Source organism: Microbulbifer sp. 2205BS26-8 (genome assembly GCF_030731025.1).
Classification (GTDB): domain Bacteria; phylum Pseudomonadota; class Gammaproteobacteria; order Pseudomonadales; family Cellvibrionaceae; genus Microbulbifer; species Microbulbifer spongiae.
The window spans coordinates 1-15,708 of record NZ_JAVAMR010000062.1 but is presented as its reverse complement, the minus strand read 5'-3'; the positions used below and the strand labels follow the sequence as shown (position 1 = coordinate 15,708).

Below are 15,708 nucleotides of genomic sequence, written 5' to 3'. Positions count from 1 at the left end.
GTATCTTTACATCAGCCAAATTCGCTATCTCAGACAATCATCCCAGGCATTGAATTTATAGGTATATCTTCAGTGCTATTTTCGCCACTGCTGAACGCGATTGTTCTCCTTTGCGCTAAATGTTAACCTCGATGTGGTTTCCGGTTAACCTGTCTTTTGGGATAACTCAGGATGAAGAAATGCTAACTGACTGAGTCAAAGCAATATAATGCGTGTGAGAATAGTCAATCGCTTCTCAGGAGTTGCGCTGTGTGTTTTTTATACCTGTTGTTGGAGCAATCAATGGATGCAAATGGCTAGAAGGTTGGTCATGAGCCCCTATATTATTGGCGGGTTAATAACAGTCCGGTTTCAGTATGTTCTGTATAGGGGAATTGATCGAACAGAGCAAACTGTTCGATGCTATGTGTTCTGCTCAGCAGTTTCAGGTTTTCCAGTTGGGTAACCGGGTTGCAGGAAATATAAAGAATCCGTGGAAAACGGGCCACCATTGTGCAGGTATTTTTGTCCAGGCCAGCACGCGGTGGATCCACCAGCACAGTATCAAAATTGTAGGCATCCAGATCAATGTCTGAAAGACGCCGGAAGGGGCGGTCCTTGTCAATGGCCTGGGTAAATTCTTCGCTGGACATGCGCACTATATTTAGGTTGGTGACACCATTTGCGCGGATATTTTCCCAGGTGGATTTTACTGAGACTTTGGATATTTCAGTGGCTAACACCTTTTTGAAATTGTTACTCAGAGGAATAGTGAAATTGCCATTGCCACAGTACAGTTCCAGCAAATCGCTGTTATTGTTTCCGCAAACCCGTTTGGCCCAGTGGATCATAGAACGGCAGATTTCGCCATTGGGCTGGGTAAAGCTGCCCTCCACCTGTTTGTACTGGTACTGCCTGCCGTCAATCTCCATTTGTTCAGTTACATAGTCCCGCGCCAGCACCACCTTTTGTTTGCGCGAGCGGCCAAGGACTGGAAAGCCGAGTGTGTCTTGCAGTGCATGGGCTTCTTGCGCCCATGTTTCGTCCAGTTTTCTGTGGTAAATCAGGGTGATCAGGGCATCGCCGCTGAGAGTTGTGAGAAACTCGGCTGAGAAGAGGCGTTTGCGCAGTATCTCATTGTGATTGATGGCTTTGAGGACTATAGGCATCAGCTGATTCATGAGCTCAGAGCCAATAGTGAAAATGTCTATAATAAAGGGTTTTTTATGTTCCCCCTGACGATACATGGCATAGTGGACCGCGTTGTCCTGGTGCCAGATCTTGAATTCAGCCCGCAAGCGGTAATGGCTGGGAGGAGATGGAAACAGTTCCGGTGCCAATGGGGTAAATTCACTGAAAGCTTCCCTCAGGCGCTGGGCCTTGTTGTACAACTGACCTTGATAGTGATCGGTGTTTACACGATGTAGTGCCATATTAAAATACACTAGCCACAATGACAGGGTGGGTGTGAATTATAAAGGAATCTGTATGGCAATAGGTAAGATTGTGGTCAGAGTACATGGTCAGGGGCTGTATGAGTTTACCCGGCAGGTAGCGGCCTGGTCTGCCCTGCAGGAAGTGGACGAGGGACTCTGTACCCTGTTTATTCAGCACACTTCAGCGAGTCTGTTGATTCAGGAAAATGCCGATCCCAGCGCGCGCAGGGATTTGGAGGCTTGGCTCAACCGGTTGGTGCCCGAGCGCGATGGTCTCTATACCCATACCCTGGAGGGCCCAGACGATATGCCAGCCCATATCAAATCGGCACTGACTGCGACGAGTTTGTCTATTCCTGTTCAGAGCGGCCGTTTGATGTTGGGGACCTGGCAGGGTATCTACCTTTGGGAACACCGCCACAAACACGGGGAGCGAGAGGTTATTTTACATTTCTAACGGTGGCTACAGGCAGTTGGTGGGTTTCGGGAGCCCGGCAATTTTACTGGCGATCTTGGCCGGGCTGGGCGGAAACAGCTGCATCAGATAGATACTGCGGCCCTTGTCTGTGCCCAGGTGCTGGCGAATATACTGAACCAGCGGTCGCATTGCGGGGGACAGTTCAAACCGGTGATAAAAGTCCTGCAGCAGTGTGATCACTTCCCAGTGGGCCTCCGTCAGTACGATGCCCTCCGCCTGTGCCAGTTGCACTGCAACCGAGGGGTTCCAGTCACTCATTTCACGTAGATAACCCTCCTTATCCAGGGGGATTTGACGGCCTTCCACTTGCAGATTACGCATAGCAGTGTCAACGAAACCAGCTGACGATGGGATTGTGCTCCGTGCAGAGTTGTACCCAGCGGACATCGTCAATCACCTCCACGTTGGTTTTTGTCGACATGGCGTTTTGGGCGCGCGCGGTTGTATCGGCTTCCAGACAGTAAACTCGTGCGTCAGGGATGGTCTGAAAAAAGTCACCCTGCAGGGCATAAACGCCATCCTCGATCAGGAGCAAGACATCCCCCTGGGCAAAGTTCTCCAGGCAATCCTGTAGCGCATTGGAGCTAAATGGCGATTTGTTAACAATATGCAAGGTCATCCTAAAAGCTCAAAACACATTGGTAGGCGGCGATAAGGGCACCTGGCTGCCGGATTGCCTTCACTTCGACACCGGGAATTTGCACCTGATCAGGGGCAATTGTTCGATCTCTGAGGCTTTTGTGACAGACAAAAATCTGCTCAATCCCGAACACAGGCAGTGCGAGCAGGTTACGGCGCAGGCTTTTTTGCCCGATCTCCATTGGTGACTGGTGATCCAGTAACTGGAAAATACCGTCCCCAAGAAAAAGCAGGTCGATTTCCTGTTCCATAGCCGCAGATGCCAATACGGCTTCGAGGCCCTCTCGGGCAATGGTGCTGCCGTAGGGGGGGGTCCGCAACAGGGCGATTGTGCTTTGGTTCATGATCACCCCCCAAAGGTGACCAGACGTTCGGAATACGCAATGGCGTCCACCAATTGGCCGAGACCAGCCAGTTCAAAACCATTGGCCAGGTTCGCAGCAGGTTTTTCCAGGCGTTTTGCCTCCCGTGTACTGAGTACACCGCGTCTCTGTGCCGCGGCGATACAAATCACCAAGTCCAGGTGGTGTCGGCGCTGCAGATCCTGCCACTGTTCGATCAAGTTCGTTTCGTCTTGGGGGGGAGCAGGGAGGGTGTTGCCGTTTTGCACACCGTCACAATAGAAGAATACCCGGTAAATTTCGTGTCCCTGTGTCAACAGTACCCTGGCAAACCGCAGGGCGCTGGATGCGGACTGGGAGCTGTGGGGCGCAGAGTAGACTGCCAGGGAAAATTTCATGGGGGGCCATACAGTAAGTGCCCCGCGTTGCGGGGCACTGTCAATAACACAACAGCGGCTGCCTGTCAGTCGTCGGAGGCAAATCCGATAAGATGCAGCAGGGCTGTGAACAGATTCAGGATATCCAGGTACAGGGCTGTAGTCGCCATCAGGTAGTTTGTTTCCCCTCCGTGAATAATGCGGCTGGTGTCGTAGAGGATAAAACCTGAGAACAACAACGCGATAACACCACTCAGGACAACACTAGCCAGGGGTAGGTAAACACCGAAGAAACCGGCGATTAACATGCCCAGAGCGCAAACCAGTACGGCAATCAGACCGACAAACAGGAAGCCGCCCATAAAACTGAAATCCTTGCGGGTAGTCAGTACGTAGGCGGACAGGGCAAAGAAGATCAGTGCAGTGGTTCCCAGGGCCTGCATAACAATCTGGCCACCGCCAGCAAGGCCCAGATAATGGTTGAGCAGTGGGCCGATAGAAGCGCCCAGCAAACCGGTAAAAGCAAAGACAACACCAATGCCAGCGCTGGAGTTGGCAGTGCGCGGTAGTACAAACCAGATCAGGGCCAGTGCCGCCAGGGAACAGATAAGGCCGGCGCCGCGCCCCATGTCCAGGGCCATGGCAACTCCGGCGGTAGCGGCACTGAAAAGGACAGTCATAGCCAACAGGGCATAGGTATTGCGCAATACCTTTGTCGATTCCGAACGCACCTGTGCGCGGGTTTGTGAGTAAGTTTGCGGTTGCATTTAGCGGCTCCTGCTATGAATAGATAACGGAATCATATCGCTCGCGATAGGGACCATCAAGTCGGGAAATCCCTTATGTTGACCTGGCACTCTGCCAGAAATTCAATGGCCAGTTTGCTTCGCGCCCTCGAAACGGCTGGATTAGTGGGCAGAGTAGTCGACACTTAAGGGCTTGAAGGCGACTTGAAGTGACCTCTCCCCACGCCGGGTTCTGCTGGTTTGCCGGATAAATAATCGTGGCTATACATATGGTTTTGCCCGACAAGTCCCTTTTAATAGTAGGGAATTCATCAAATCCTCTGCGTTTATTGTTGGGGGTTGGCTGCCTTTTTTCAAGAGCGCCCGCTTCATCTCGATCTGCATGGCACTTCGATATCGGCGATCAGTGGAAGATGGTCGGAGGCCCTGCGGGTGAGAGCAGTGCGGGGAATACACACCTCCTTCACCGAGAGCCCGGCGCTAAGGAATAAATGATCAATTCGTACTTTGAGAAATGTCCCTGTGGGGGTGTGCTGGGGGGCCTGTTCCTGGGCATCGCGCAAGTAGCTCCCCAGCCGTTTGCATTCGGCGGAATTGGGCAGCGCATTGAAATCGCCCAGTAAAATCCGCTCCCCTTTGCAGCGTGGATTGTTTAACCATTCGGGCCCCAGTAGAGCATCTACCTGCCGCAAGCGCTCGGCACGGGAAAGTCCCAGGTGTGTATTGATGATTTGTAACCTGTTGCCATTATGCTCAATCTCCACCCAGACGGCGCCGCGGGGCTCATGGAATGCCAGGTTAAAAAGGCGGCCTTTCCCCTTGGGTGGGCCCGGCAATATCCCTCGTTTTATGAGCCGGACAGGCAGGTGGGTGAGGATGGCGTCACCGTAACGCTCTTCTTCGAGATTGATGGCCGGCTGGAAGTGCATATCCATTGCCAGCAATCGCGCCAACCGCTCTGCCTGGTCCAATCCTCCACTGCGCTTGCGCATGACATCCAGTTCCTGCAGGGCGACAATATCCGGCCGGTAACGGGCGATCACCCGGGCGATGCGTTGGGGTGAGAGTGTACCGTCCACACCGCGGCAGCCATGCACGTTGTATGTCATCACCCTGAGGACTTCACGTGGTCGCCTGTGTTTGTGCACCTTCATCGGGCGAGCGCCGCGCAGGTAGGCCCTGGCGGCGGAGCGCAGGTCCTGCGGGCGCCAGTATCCCAGGCTTGAATCTGGTGGCTGGATATCCTCCGGCATTAGGGCAAAGGCCTGGGTTTCGTTGGGTCCCGCACCACCATGACTGCCGTTTTCCATCGCAAAGGTGAGTGGTTGCCGCTCCCCGGCACACCAACCGTACATCATGAAATCACCGGCATCCGGGTGGCCGCACAGGCTGGTCATATCGGCGATCGCCTGATGGGGGTAGGGGTGTTGATCCCCCATCAGCTTGCGGCCATCCTCCGGCAGGCGCACGGGGCCGTGTTTCCACCAGCCGTGCACTGGAGATGAACGGGACTTGGGGTCGACTCGATAGAGCACCAGCGGTACATGGGCCTGTTCAACGATTGTTCTGGCTACCTGCGCCCGGCTGACACCGGTGAGTTCCACATTGTAGAGCATCGCCAGTGGCCCGAGGGCCGTCAGTGCCAGTGGCCGGTTGCCCTCCTTTCGGGTGGCGTCTTCCGGCTCCCAGGCTTTATCCATCCATTCGCTGCCAAACAGGCGCTTTCGTTCCAGTTGGACGCCGCATGAGCCGTGCCCCGGCGGGATTTCCAGTGTTTCACAAAGGCCCGATAGGGCCTCCGACAGGGCGTCCCCCAGGCTGCGACCGTAACGCTCTGCATAGGGTTGCGTCTGCTCCTGGCCATGATCCGAAAAGATCCATACGTCGTAATGGCGGCGATCTGCTGCGTGCGCCGCGCGCCAGATGCGCCCCACGGCATCGTCGATGCCTTTTAGTACCCAATGGGCGAAGGCCGAGCGCGGGCCGCGACGGTGGGACTGCTCGTCGTAGCCCAGCAGGTTGACGTAGATAATGGGCAGGCCGCGGGCAATATCGACCTTCACACCCATAGTACAGAGTTCCCGCGTGAGAATCGTGATGCCCACCCGCGTGGGAATAAACATCAGCTCTCTCAGCAAGTCCTGGCCTTGGATAACGCCGCGTACGAAGTCCACCAGTGAGAGTATCAATTCGAGCAGAATCAGCGCGCCGGTGCGAAACAGACTCCAGATATTGGTTAATATCAGCATGCAAACCGTCAGTGGGCTGGAACTGCGCAATGCCGGTCCCCAGCCCTGGTCCGCTGGGCAGAAATGGGCTTCACCGGTCTGTGTGCCTGCGCGGAACAGGCTCAGGTAACAACTGCCGCCGCGCAACAGCGGGTCCCGCTGTTGGGTGTTGATTCTGCCTTCCACCAATGCTGCCACTTCGGGGTCGTACATACGCCCGAGCTTCTGGGTTTCGTGAACCAGAAAACCAAACGCGGGTACGGCCTGGCGCACGCCGTAAAAGAGCTCGGCCTGTACGGCGGGTGTTGTTGAGGGTACACCTGGGTACAGGTGTTGCAGGCGATAGTGTTCCCTGCGCATCAGCCGTTTCAGAAAGGGCATGCGGCCCACTCTCAAAGCTTTGCGTAACTCGGGATAGGCAAGGCCATCTATCTGGATAAGAATCAGCCCGGGGGCATGGGGTTGCCGTCTGCTGCTGGGCAGGCCGAGCAGGTGCGCTATCAATTCACTGCGGCTGAAACGGCGGCGCCAGCGCCTGAGGGAGAGGCCGATTCGGCTTAACATTTGCGCGGTTATGACTCGGGAGTTTGGCTGAGGGCAGCGCCTGCGGCTCCCGTCAGCCCCTCTAGGATTTCCCACTGAGCACCGATCAACTTGCGCAACCGCATCCACTGGGCATACAGGGAGTCATCCATGGGCCAGCCGGACTTCAGCAGGGGCTGATAGAGATCCAGGGCGCGTTGGGCACAGCCCTTCATGGAGAAATCTTGTGCGGTATTACGGGCTTGGCGTATCAGGGCGTGGCGGCTCTCCTGGGGAAGCTGATGCAGCCAGAGTATTGCCTGAACAAAGCTGTGGGTTTCCTCCTTTGTAACTAAGCGGCCATTGATCCTATCGCGCACTATCTCACGTGTACCATTGGCGTCTAGAGCGATGACTGGAACGCCTGTGGCCATGGCCTCGGATAGAACGAGCCCCTGGGTTTCGGTGGTGGAGGCAAAGACAAAAGTATCCATAGCGCTGTAACTATCCCGGTGCCAATTGCCCAGCACTGTGCCAGGCATGTGCAGGCGTTCAGCGAGACCTCGCCGTACAAAGATCTGTTGCAGCTCTTCCTGCAGCGGGCCGCTGCCGACGAAAAGGAAGTGGGCGTTTTTCTCGGCCTGCAGAAATTCAGCCACGGCATGACACAAAAAGTGCAGGTTTTTTTCCTGCCCGAGACGACCGAGATGCCCCACCACAAATGCAGACTCGGGGATATCTAGTTGTCGGCGTACTTTGCCGCCGTCCCCATCGGCATACTCTTCCAATTGCACACCGGTAGGCACTTCGGCAATGGGTGTTTGCACACCCCGTTGCCGCAACAGCTTGGCAATGCTCAAACTGGGTGCCAGCACCAGATTGGCTAAATTGGCGTAGCGGGTGGCCAGCTCGATCACAAAGCGCTTGAGTACTTGGGAGTCGGCCGGAACATAGTGCGTGTAGTGCTCATACAAGGTGTGGTGGGTAAACACCAATGGCAGCTCCCGCTCCCGGGCTACCCGCAATGCGGTCATACCGAGCAGAAAGGGGTGGTGGGCATGCACTATATCCGGCTGGAACCTATCCAGACGCTCACTCAGATCCGGTGAAAAGGGCAGGGCGACAGAAAAGTCACTGCCGTTGAAATTCTGGATGGCGTGAATCCGCAGGACATGTTGCTCATCAGGTATCTTTTTCGGAAATTCCGGCGCAACCACCAGAACCTCATGGCCGCGCTTGCGGTACTCGGCGCTGAAGGCATCAATCGAATGCGCAACGCCACCGACGTGGGGCAAATAGGTATTGGTGAGCATGACAATATTCACTGGATACTCAGCTCCACGTGTTGCAAGCCTTCCGTCACCCGTGTGGGCCTGTAGTCGAGGGGGTTGACGCAAATCGTTGGCGGCTTGTCATACCAGTCAGCTTCCCAGGATATTGACGGGTTGATGCCGGGATGGATCTCCAAGGTAATGACGCCAAATCGAGTGGGTGCAGGGCCGAAGCGGATGGGTTTTTTGGTGGTGGTGTCGCCGATCCATTCCGGTGGCAGACCTGCGCCTAAAACCAGAGTGTCCTGCTCTTCCCGCACAAAGCAGTTTCGCTGCATCGCAATCCATTCGGCGGCGGCCCAGGCGTGCTGCCCATCTCCCATACAGCCGCCGAGAGAGAGGGGGTGAATCGCCTCCGGCCACTGGCCAGTGGGAGAGGCAAGGCGCGCTACATTTCCCATTAACTCGAGGCAGCGCCGGTCCCCGGCCCGCAACAGGAGTTGGGCAATGTGCAGGGTCAGGTAGGCGTTGATCCCCGAGTGGATCATGTCCTGAAAAAAACCGCCGCTGACAAAACAGGTGTCAATCAGGTAGTCGGCCAGGTCGGTAAGGCGGGGATCATCTGGAGGGTAGAGCTGCAGCGGATAACCGGCGGCTATGGAGCCTATGGCACCCGCGTCCAGCCGTCGGTTGGGAGAGGCGGGCATTGCCGGTCGCCCCAATCTGCGCTCAGCGCTGGCCAGGCTATTGTTGATGGTGCGCTGAAATGCACTGGCTGCAGCGCTGAAGTGGTGGGCGTTTTCGTCGATTCCCTCCCGGAGGCAGATGGCAGCGGCTGCCTGCAAGCCGGCTACAGCCCAAAAATCATCCCAGTAATAACAGTCGTTGGGACCCAGGTGTTCAGCGCTGAAACCCGCAGGAAGCAGACCGGCGCAGTGGCTGTCATTCTGTGGCAGTCGTTTGCCAATAATCCATTTTGCACCCTTGAGCACCGGTTCATACCAAGCCCGCTTGAGGGGTTTGTTGGTCAGTTGGCAGTAGCGGTTAAAAATCCACAGGGCCTCGCCGTTGGAATCCCACTCGCCGTCCTGTGAGTGAAAGAAACCATCGCGCTTTTGTCGCTTGGGAAACTGGCCCAGGGCCCGCTCGGCCCGCTTCGTCAGCCCGGCAAACAACAGCGATTGGATTATAAATGTGGCATCTCGGAACCAGAAGCGTTTGTAGGTATAGGGACCTGGGTATACATCCTTGGGAGAATGCAGGATCAGGGTGCGGATTGCCGCATCGTAGAGGAATTGATGATCCTTATCCGGCACCTGAAGGGCGCAGTGCCCTTCCAGACTTTCCTGCCAGGTTGTGGTAATTGTGTCTTTGTGCGTCTCGGTGACCAGGGGAATAGAGACCTCCAACTTGCAGGGTTTGTGCCGCTCAATGCGGAACATGGCAGCTGCCGTGGCCATGCCCACGTCACATTCTCCCTGCATGCATCCTTTTTTATCTTTCAGGTGCAGGAAAATATCGCCACTGCGGTAGTCGGACGCCAGGTGCTTGTCTGCAGGGTGTTCGAATTGAACGGCGGGACGGCCCTCAATCAACCAGTGTCGGCCATTACCCGCCAGGCGCACCTTATGCACAAAACTGACGCCCTCGGGATTGCAGGGGCGCAGTACCACCACTAGCCAGCCACCGCCGTTGCAGCTGGCGGTGAGCGCCATGGTGCAGCAGGGGCCTTTCGGCCCTGCTTTCACCTGTATGCGGTTGCAGAGTTTCAGGTTTTTATGGGCGGTTTCAGTGACTATGGCAATATTGTCCAGATCCAGGTGCTGTTTGCAGTAGGGAAGGGTGGAGGGCGTCAATGTATCGCCGGCGTCATTGAGTACCCAGGCATCAACGGACCAACCATCGTAGTGTGGTGTGAGTAGTCCGCGGGGATCTACAATCGGCAGTGCCTCGCAGTCCGGCAGCCCTACAGCGGTCCAGTTGCGGTGACTGAGATTGCAATGGGTGATGGAGAAGGCGCGGGGTATAAAGGACTTATCCCGGGGATTAAATTGGCGCTGGATCCAGTAGGGCCAGACCCAGTCCAGATTGTGCTGGATTACTTTACTGTTAATCAATGCACGTGCGTGAAATACCGCTCCGGCCCGCAGCAGCTCAATAGGTTCGCTCACTTCTGAGGGCTCGGCAAAGCGCTGAAGATGCGCCATCAATGTCAAAGGGTCCAGGAAACCATGGGCTGTGGCGAATCGGCGTACGAAGAAGCGCCATGGCAGCCATTTCATCCAGGGCATTATAAATCCTCTTCTCGAACGATTTGTCTGAGGGCGCGGCGCGCCATACGGGTGAGGCTGATCAGGGCCACTACCGCCAGAACAAAGCCCGCGATATATAGGGTCCACTGAATGGGTGTGCGCTCTTCTACCTTGCCCAGAGAGGTCAGGTCTGCGGCTATGGAGCCGACATAGACGTTGTGAACGGTGAGGGGGATGATGCCCAGCGTGTTTCCCAGTACAAAGTCCCGCAGCTTTAGGGGCGTCAACCCAAAAAAGTAATTGGAGAGTTTGAAGGGAAACAGTGGCACCAGGCGCGTCAGCATCACCATCTGCCATCCTTCGCGACGGATGATCTCGCCGATGGTTGCCGGTTTGATATGGGACATGACCCAGCGTGATGGCCTTTCACCAAAGAGATAGCGAGCATTGAGGAAGGCGATAGTGGCGCCGAGTACAGTGCCGGCGATTACCAGGAGGGAGCCTTTGGGGACCCCGAAAACAAATCCGGCACCCATGGTAAAGATGACACCGGGCAGCAGCAGGATCACCGCCGCTGCCACAATCAGGATAAACAGCAGGCTTGTTTGCCAGCCGCGGTCGTTGAGCCACTGGAGCAGCGCTATCAGTTGTTCATCCAGGTCAAAATAGAATACCAGGCTGAGCGCTCCCGCCACGACGATAAGACATACAGTAAATGCTGCAACTGGTAGGAACTTCGCCGACATAAAATTGCCCGGGAAACCAACATAGTACGGATTTGATCGCCGCCAATTATTAGCCTAGCCAAAGGACAACGGCAGGTGAAACCTCATATTGGCGTTTGGCGAATGTTTAAGGATGAGTCTCGCGTTAAAGAGGGAGGTTGCAGAGGCGTAGTGTGCCAGTAGCAGAAACAGTAATCCCCAGGTTGTGCTTCCCCAAACTGGTTTTAATAAAACAATAAAAGGCTATAGCAAACGGGAATAGCATGGTGAAATAACAGGTTGGCGTGAGATTGAGCGCAACCGCTTGGTGATGGACTTGCAGCACATCTACTTACTGGGTCTTAAATATTTTTGCACGGTGGCGAGCCTGTGCCGTTGTTGGGATAGAGGTATTCGTTGTTCAAGGGCGGCTACGCAGTATGAATATTCGCCGGTGCTGCTGTGATTGTTGTATTTATTGGTTTCTCGGACTGGTGGACAGCAGTGTTGTTGATGGTTTGTACCCCTACGACCCTGGTGATGATCTTCGGTTTTATTCACCTTTTAGGCATCGATATTCAGCAGGTTTCAATTACCATTCTGACCATCGCCCTGGGACTTCTGGTGGATGATCCGCTCGTGGCTAGTGATGCTATGCACGACAGATGGCCGCCGGCAAGCCCCCCATGACTGGGGGCGACGATTCTGGCCAAAGCCATATTTTTCGTGACATTTACCAAACAGCACCGGAACCGGTGGTATAGCCCGATTGTCTTGGATTGTTATGATTGCGCCGCAGGGGCGAATGGAGGATCCCAGTGAAGAAAAGGCCCTATTTGACCTTGTGTGCCGCCAGTAATTGCTGAATGGCAAGTCATGCTACTGCTGTCTAGTATTGAGCCTAGGTGGCGTGAATTTTTCCCACCTATCTCTTTTCTGCCGCTATTGTAACGAGGTTGGTCATGAGAAAGACGGCAAGAGAAACCTTGCATAGCAAAGAACACGCGCGGCTCAATACTCCGACTGATTTGGGTGAGCGGGCGCGCGAAGACATTACCGGCTCGGTGAATATGCTGCTGGCGGATACCTTCGGGCTGTTTATGAAAACCAAGAATTTTCACTGGCATGTCAGCGGCCCGCACTTTCGTGACTATCACCTGCTGTTTGATGAACAAGCGGAAGAGATTCTGGGTATAACCGACGTACTGGCCGAGCGGGTGCGCAAGCTGGGTGGCACCACGCTGCATTCCATCGGCCATATCGCCAAACTACAGCGCGCCTCTGAGAACGATGCGGAGTATGTGGACCCGCAGGACATGTTGGCGGAGCTGCGCGAGGACAATCAGGCAATGATTGCCCGTATGCGTGAGGTGCATGCACTCTGTGATGGGCACCACGATGTTGGAACGAGCAGCCTGCTGGAGGAATTCATTGATCAGGCGGAAAGGCGGGCCTGGTTCCTGTTTGAGGCTAGCCGCAGCTCTGGCTTGATCCGGCACTAGGCTTGAAAGGCATCGTTAATGACCACGTAGTCCATGGATGCTACGTTCAAGCCTCGGAATCAGTGCAAGTTTAGTAGGCTTTTGGAATTATCTCTCGCCATCAAAGACTATGGTAAAATCGTGTAAGAAATTATGTTCACAACCACTCATTCTAGATAGATTTATACCCAAGGTCCTCGAATCCGCTCAATCTCAGTTGTTGGGCGAGGCTATATATTGTCGATTGAAAGATGCCTATGTTGAACGGAAACTAATGTCGAGAATTAGTTTTCATTAATCGTTAGGTTGATAGTAATCAAAAGGTTATTTTGTTACTGTAAGTCAGCTTGGTACTTGACACTAAGTATAGAAATTTTTGTTTATTTGAAACTGTTGCTTCAGAAGATGAAATTGGACAGTGCTTTAGATAGTGTCCAAAACTCTCGTATAGTCGTTTATTGTAAAGGTCAAGTATTTTGGGCCGCTGTTTTATAGTATTTCAATATTCTCTTCTGCCAATTTCGACGGTAAACTATTGTCGTGTTGATATAGCTGCATTTGGCTATAGTAACCAATAATATAATTATTGATGTCCCGCGTGGTTGCCAAAAACTTTGGTAGTTAACCTCTGGAACCCACTTCGTTTTTAAGCTTTAGAAGATGCTATCAGCCTCCGCATTGTTCAGTAGTTCCCATGGAGACCCAGACTCTGTTTCATTCGATAGTGCCAAGGGAACTGCCGGAATTCCAGGCTGGTGTACTCGCTTCGCTGGTCTGAAATGAACGTTATACTTTCCAGCTGACCTCTCAAATTATCTGCATCCGTGACTCCATGGTAGAGTTGCAGACTCCCATAGTTCCTCAGGTGACTTTTACCACCTTCCCTTGATCAACAACTAACTGCGCCACCTCCAGCTTGAATACTGTACTAATCCATCTTCTTGCAGTGGTTATTTTTTCACCCAATCTTCGCTGGGCGTGATATTATCGCTCAAAGCTAGGTGGCTAAATTCAGTATGCCACCACAACCGGCTCACTTTGTTGGAGCTGTTCAGATGTTTAGGTACCTATGCCAGTTTGCTCAAAGAGAACACAATGAAGAAAGTCATGGTGACCGGAGCATCGGGCTTTGTCGGCTCTAGTTTACTGAGGAGTCTCGCAGAATCCGGATTTCAGGTGATAGCAGCACTTAGACATTCTTCGAGAAAGGTGTATCTAGGAGTTCCTGATGTCCGGGTGGAGGGCTTGCTTTCGGATACTGATTGGACTTTGGCCCTGGAGGAAACCGAGGTTGTGGTTCATACAGCGGCTCGCGTGCATGTAATGAATGATAAAGCAATGGATCCATTATGTGAATTCCGCAAGATAAATGTTGAAGGTACATTGAACCTGGCTCGGCAAGCTGTCAGGCAGGGTGTGCGTCGCTTTATCTTTATCAGCTCTATCGGCGTGAACGGATTAGAGACTTCCACAAAACCATTTGATGAACAATGTGAAGAGAATCCTCATACAGCTTATGCTGTATCAAAATCAGAAGCAGAGACTGAGCTTAATCGATTGCTGACAGGCACGCAAACGGAGTTGGTCATCATTCGTCCACCGCTGGTTTACGGAGTTGATGCGCCTGGTAATTTTGGCCGTTTGATTCGGCTTGTAGCTTTAGGGGTGCCTATGCCACTTGGTTGTATTAACAATCGCCGCAGTGTTGTATCGCTTGAAAATTTAGTCAGTTTTATTACTTTATGTATTGAGCACCCGCTAGCTGCAGGCCAACTTTTCCTTGTGTCAGATGGTGAAGATATCTCGAGCATGGAAATCGTGGCGGCCCTTGCACGTGGTATGAATAAAAAAATGCCTATCCTCCCTGTACCTGATCTTTTGCTCAAGTTTGGTGCGGAGCTGTTTAAAAAGAAGTCCCTATATATACAGCTTTGTTGTTCTTTGCAAATAGACTCATCTAAAGCCAGAAATATCCTCGGTTGGCGGCCTAGGAAAAATACTGTTGAAGCGCTAGAAGAAATCGGTCGATTATATGTGAAGTGTGTTGCATAAAATTTAGTGAGGTGTTCATGACTGATGAAATTCGAAGTTACTTAGTTTCCGCCAAAATAAGCGCTTTTTTATTGTTCCTCCACTCACGCCTTGGAATGTTTTACTAAATGATTATTTGGTTATTGTTGCCTATTGTGGTGGGCATTTCGTTCTTCGCAACTGGTGTGTTGCGTCATTATGCTTTAGCTCAAGATCTTATAGACATCCCTAACATGCGCAGCTCGCATTCGGTCCCAACACCCCGCGGTGGTGGGGTAGCCATCGTGCTGTCCTTTCTGACGGCTTTACCGGTTTTGGCCTTAACTAATATGCTGCCATGGGTGGTGATGTGGGCGCTGTTGGGGTCGGGGGCTGGAGTAGCTGTGATTGGTTTTCTGGATGACCACGGCCACATACCGGCACCTTGGCGGTTATTGGGGCACTTTACAGCAGCCATTTGGGCTTTGTTCTGGCTGGGAGGGCTGCCGCCACTGAATTTGTTAGGAATGGCACTAGACCTGGGTTGGCTTGGTCATGTGCTAGCAGCGCTCTATCTGGTGTGGCTGCTGAATCTCTATAATTTCATGGATGGCATTGATGGCATCGCCAGTATCGAAGCTATTTGTGTGTGCTTGGGTGGGGCTCTGCTATACGCGATACCGGACCTCTCGGGCTCCTCACAAACCACGGCTTACATCGTGTTGGTACTATTAGCGGCTGCGGTAACAGGGTTTCTGTTTTGGAACTTTCCGCCTGCACGAGTATTTATGGGAGATGCGGGCAGCGGTTTTCTTGGCATTACTCTAGGGGTTCTGTCCCTGCAAGCCACTTGGGTGGCACCGCAATTGATGTGGAGTTGGTTGATTCTGCTCGGGGTGTTTATGGTCGATGCTACCTGGACGATGATGCGTCGCTTAATCCATGGTAGCAAGGTCTATGAGGCGCACCGTAGCCATGCCTATCAGTACGCCTCGCGCCAGTTTGGCAAGCACTTACCGGTAACTTTGGTAGTATTGGGGATCAATATGCTTTGGCTACTGCCACTTGCATTGTCGGTCGGATTGGGAAAGCTCGATGGTTTACTCGGTATACTGATTGCTTATCTCCCGCTGGTAGTCCTTGCGGTAAAGTTCAATGCGGGGGGACGGGAATAGGTAGTAAAGCTCTCAGGGTCCGATATTTTAATGTCCCTAGGGCCTGTCTACACTAATCAGCCTGTCAGT

Annotated in this window: 15 protein-coding genes; 5 read left to right on the top strand and 10 right to left on the bottom strand. The window is 53.3% G+C overall.

The genetic code is table 11. The annotated features are described in order from the left end of the window. Nucleotides 1-323: 323 nt before the first annotated feature. Nucleotides 324-1,412, bottom strand: coding sequence for a tRNA (uridine(54)-C5)-methyltransferase TrmA (gene trmA, locus Q5Y71_RS15180; protein ID WP_306042955.1), 1,089 nt, complete (start codon nucleotides 1,410-1,412; stop codon nucleotides 324-326). Between the two features lie 55 nt (nucleotides 1,413-1,467). On the opposite strand from trmA, the gene Q5Y71_RS15175 reads away from it, so the two are divergent. Continuing rightward, entirely contained in the window at nucleotides 1,468-1,872 is a 405-nt protein-coding gene (locus Q5Y71_RS15175; protein WP_306042954.1) for a secondary thiamine-phosphate synthase enzyme YjbQ, read from the top strand. 6 nt (nucleotides 1,873-1,878) lie between these two features. On the opposite strand, the gene Q5Y71_RS15170 is transcribed toward Q5Y71_RS15175, so the two are convergent. From Q5Y71_RS15170 to Q5Y71_RS15130, 9 genes are all read right to left on the bottom strand, one after another. Beyond that, the gene (locus tag Q5Y71_RS15170) at nucleotides 1,879-2,214 is read right to left on the bottom strand and encodes a TusE/DsrC/DsvC family sulfur relay protein (protein WP_306042953.1); all 336 of its coding nucleotides are present in this window, start codon (nucleotides 2,212-2,214) and stop codon (nucleotides 1,879-1,881) included. Nucleotides 2,215-2,221: 7 nt separating this feature from the next. Next, complete coding sequence (gene tusB, locus Q5Y71_RS15165; RefSeq protein WP_306042952.1) at nucleotides 2,222-2,512, bottom strand: sulfurtransferase complex subunit TusB; 291 nt, start codon at nucleotides 2,510-2,512, stop codon at nucleotides 2,222-2,224. 1 nt (nucleotide 2,513) lies between these two features. Continuing rightward, a complete protein-coding gene (gene tusC, locus Q5Y71_RS15160) occupies nucleotides 2,514-2,876 on the bottom strand; it encodes a sulfurtransferase complex subunit TusC (protein ID WP_306042950.1) in 363 nt (120 codons plus the stop codon). Nucleotides 2,877-2,878: 2 nt separating this feature from the next. Continuing rightward, entirely contained in the window at nucleotides 2,879-3,271 is a 393-nt protein-coding gene (gene tusD, locus Q5Y71_RS15155; RefSeq protein WP_306042949.1) for a sulfurtransferase complex subunit TusD, read from the bottom strand. Nucleotides 3,272-3,336: 65 nt separating this feature from the next. Then, nucleotides 3,337-4,017 (bottom strand): Bax inhibitor-1/YccA family protein, encoded by a 681-nt coding sequence (locus Q5Y71_RS15150; RefSeq protein WP_301418677.1) that lies wholly within the window; start codon nucleotides 4,015-4,017, stop codon nucleotides 3,337-3,339. A 347-nt stretch (nucleotides 4,018-4,364) separates the two neighbouring features. Beyond that, the gene (locus Q5Y71_RS15145; protein ID WP_306042948.1) at nucleotides 4,365-6,788 is read right to left on the bottom strand and encodes an endonuclease/exonuclease/phosphatase family protein; all 2,424 of its coding nucleotides are present in this window, start codon (nucleotides 6,786-6,788) and stop codon (nucleotides 4,365-4,367) included. Nucleotides 6,789-6,796: 8 nt separating this feature from the next. Continuing rightward, complete coding sequence (locus Q5Y71_RS15140; RefSeq protein ID WP_306042947.1) at nucleotides 6,797-8,071, bottom strand: glycosyltransferase; 1,275 nt, start codon at nucleotides 8,069-8,071, stop codon at nucleotides 6,797-6,799. Then, nucleotides 8,068-10,308, bottom strand: coding sequence for a hypothetical protein (locus tag Q5Y71_RS15135; protein ID WP_306042946.1), 2,241 nt, complete (start codon nucleotides 10,306-10,308; stop codon nucleotides 8,068-8,070). The genes Q5Y71_RS15140 and Q5Y71_RS15135 overlap by 4 nt, the downstream gene beginning before the upstream one ends. Next, entirely contained in the window at nucleotides 10,308-11,015 is a 708-nt protein-coding gene (locus Q5Y71_RS15130) for a TVP38/TMEM64 family protein (protein WP_306042945.1), read from the bottom strand. The genes Q5Y71_RS15135 and Q5Y71_RS15130 overlap by 1 nt, the downstream gene beginning before the upstream one ends. Nucleotides 11,016-11,435: 420 nt before the next feature. Between Q5Y71_RS15130 and Q5Y71_RS15125 the strand changes: the two genes are divergently transcribed. The 4 genes from Q5Y71_RS15125 to Q5Y71_RS15110 all read left to right on the top strand — a co-directional run bounded on the left by Q5Y71_RS15125 (nucleotide 11,436) and on the right by Q5Y71_RS15110 (nucleotide 15,639). Continuing rightward, a complete protein-coding gene (locus Q5Y71_RS15125) occupies nucleotides 11,436-11,663 on the top strand; it encodes a hypothetical protein (RefSeq protein WP_306042944.1) in 228 nt (75 codons plus the stop codon). A gap of 296 nt (nucleotides 11,664-11,959) precedes the next feature. After that, on the top strand, nucleotides 11,960-12,475 hold the full coding sequence (locus tag Q5Y71_RS15120; protein ID WP_306042943.1) for a Dps family protein: 516 nt from the start codon (nucleotides 11,960-11,962) through the stop codon (nucleotides 12,473-12,475). Between the two features lie 1,074 nt (nucleotides 12,476-13,549). After that, nucleotides 13,550-14,506 (top strand): NAD-dependent epimerase/dehydratase family protein, encoded by a 957-nt coding sequence (locus Q5Y71_RS15115; RefSeq protein ID WP_306042942.1) that lies wholly within the window; start codon nucleotides 13,550-13,552, stop codon nucleotides 14,504-14,506. Nucleotides 14,507-14,613: 107 nt separating this feature from the next. Beyond that, complete coding sequence (locus Q5Y71_RS15110) at nucleotides 14,614-15,639, top strand: glycosyltransferase family 4 protein (protein WP_306042940.1); 1,026 nt, start codon at nucleotides 14,614-14,616, stop codon at nucleotides 15,637-15,639. Nucleotides 15,640-15,708 lie beyond the last annotated feature (69 nt).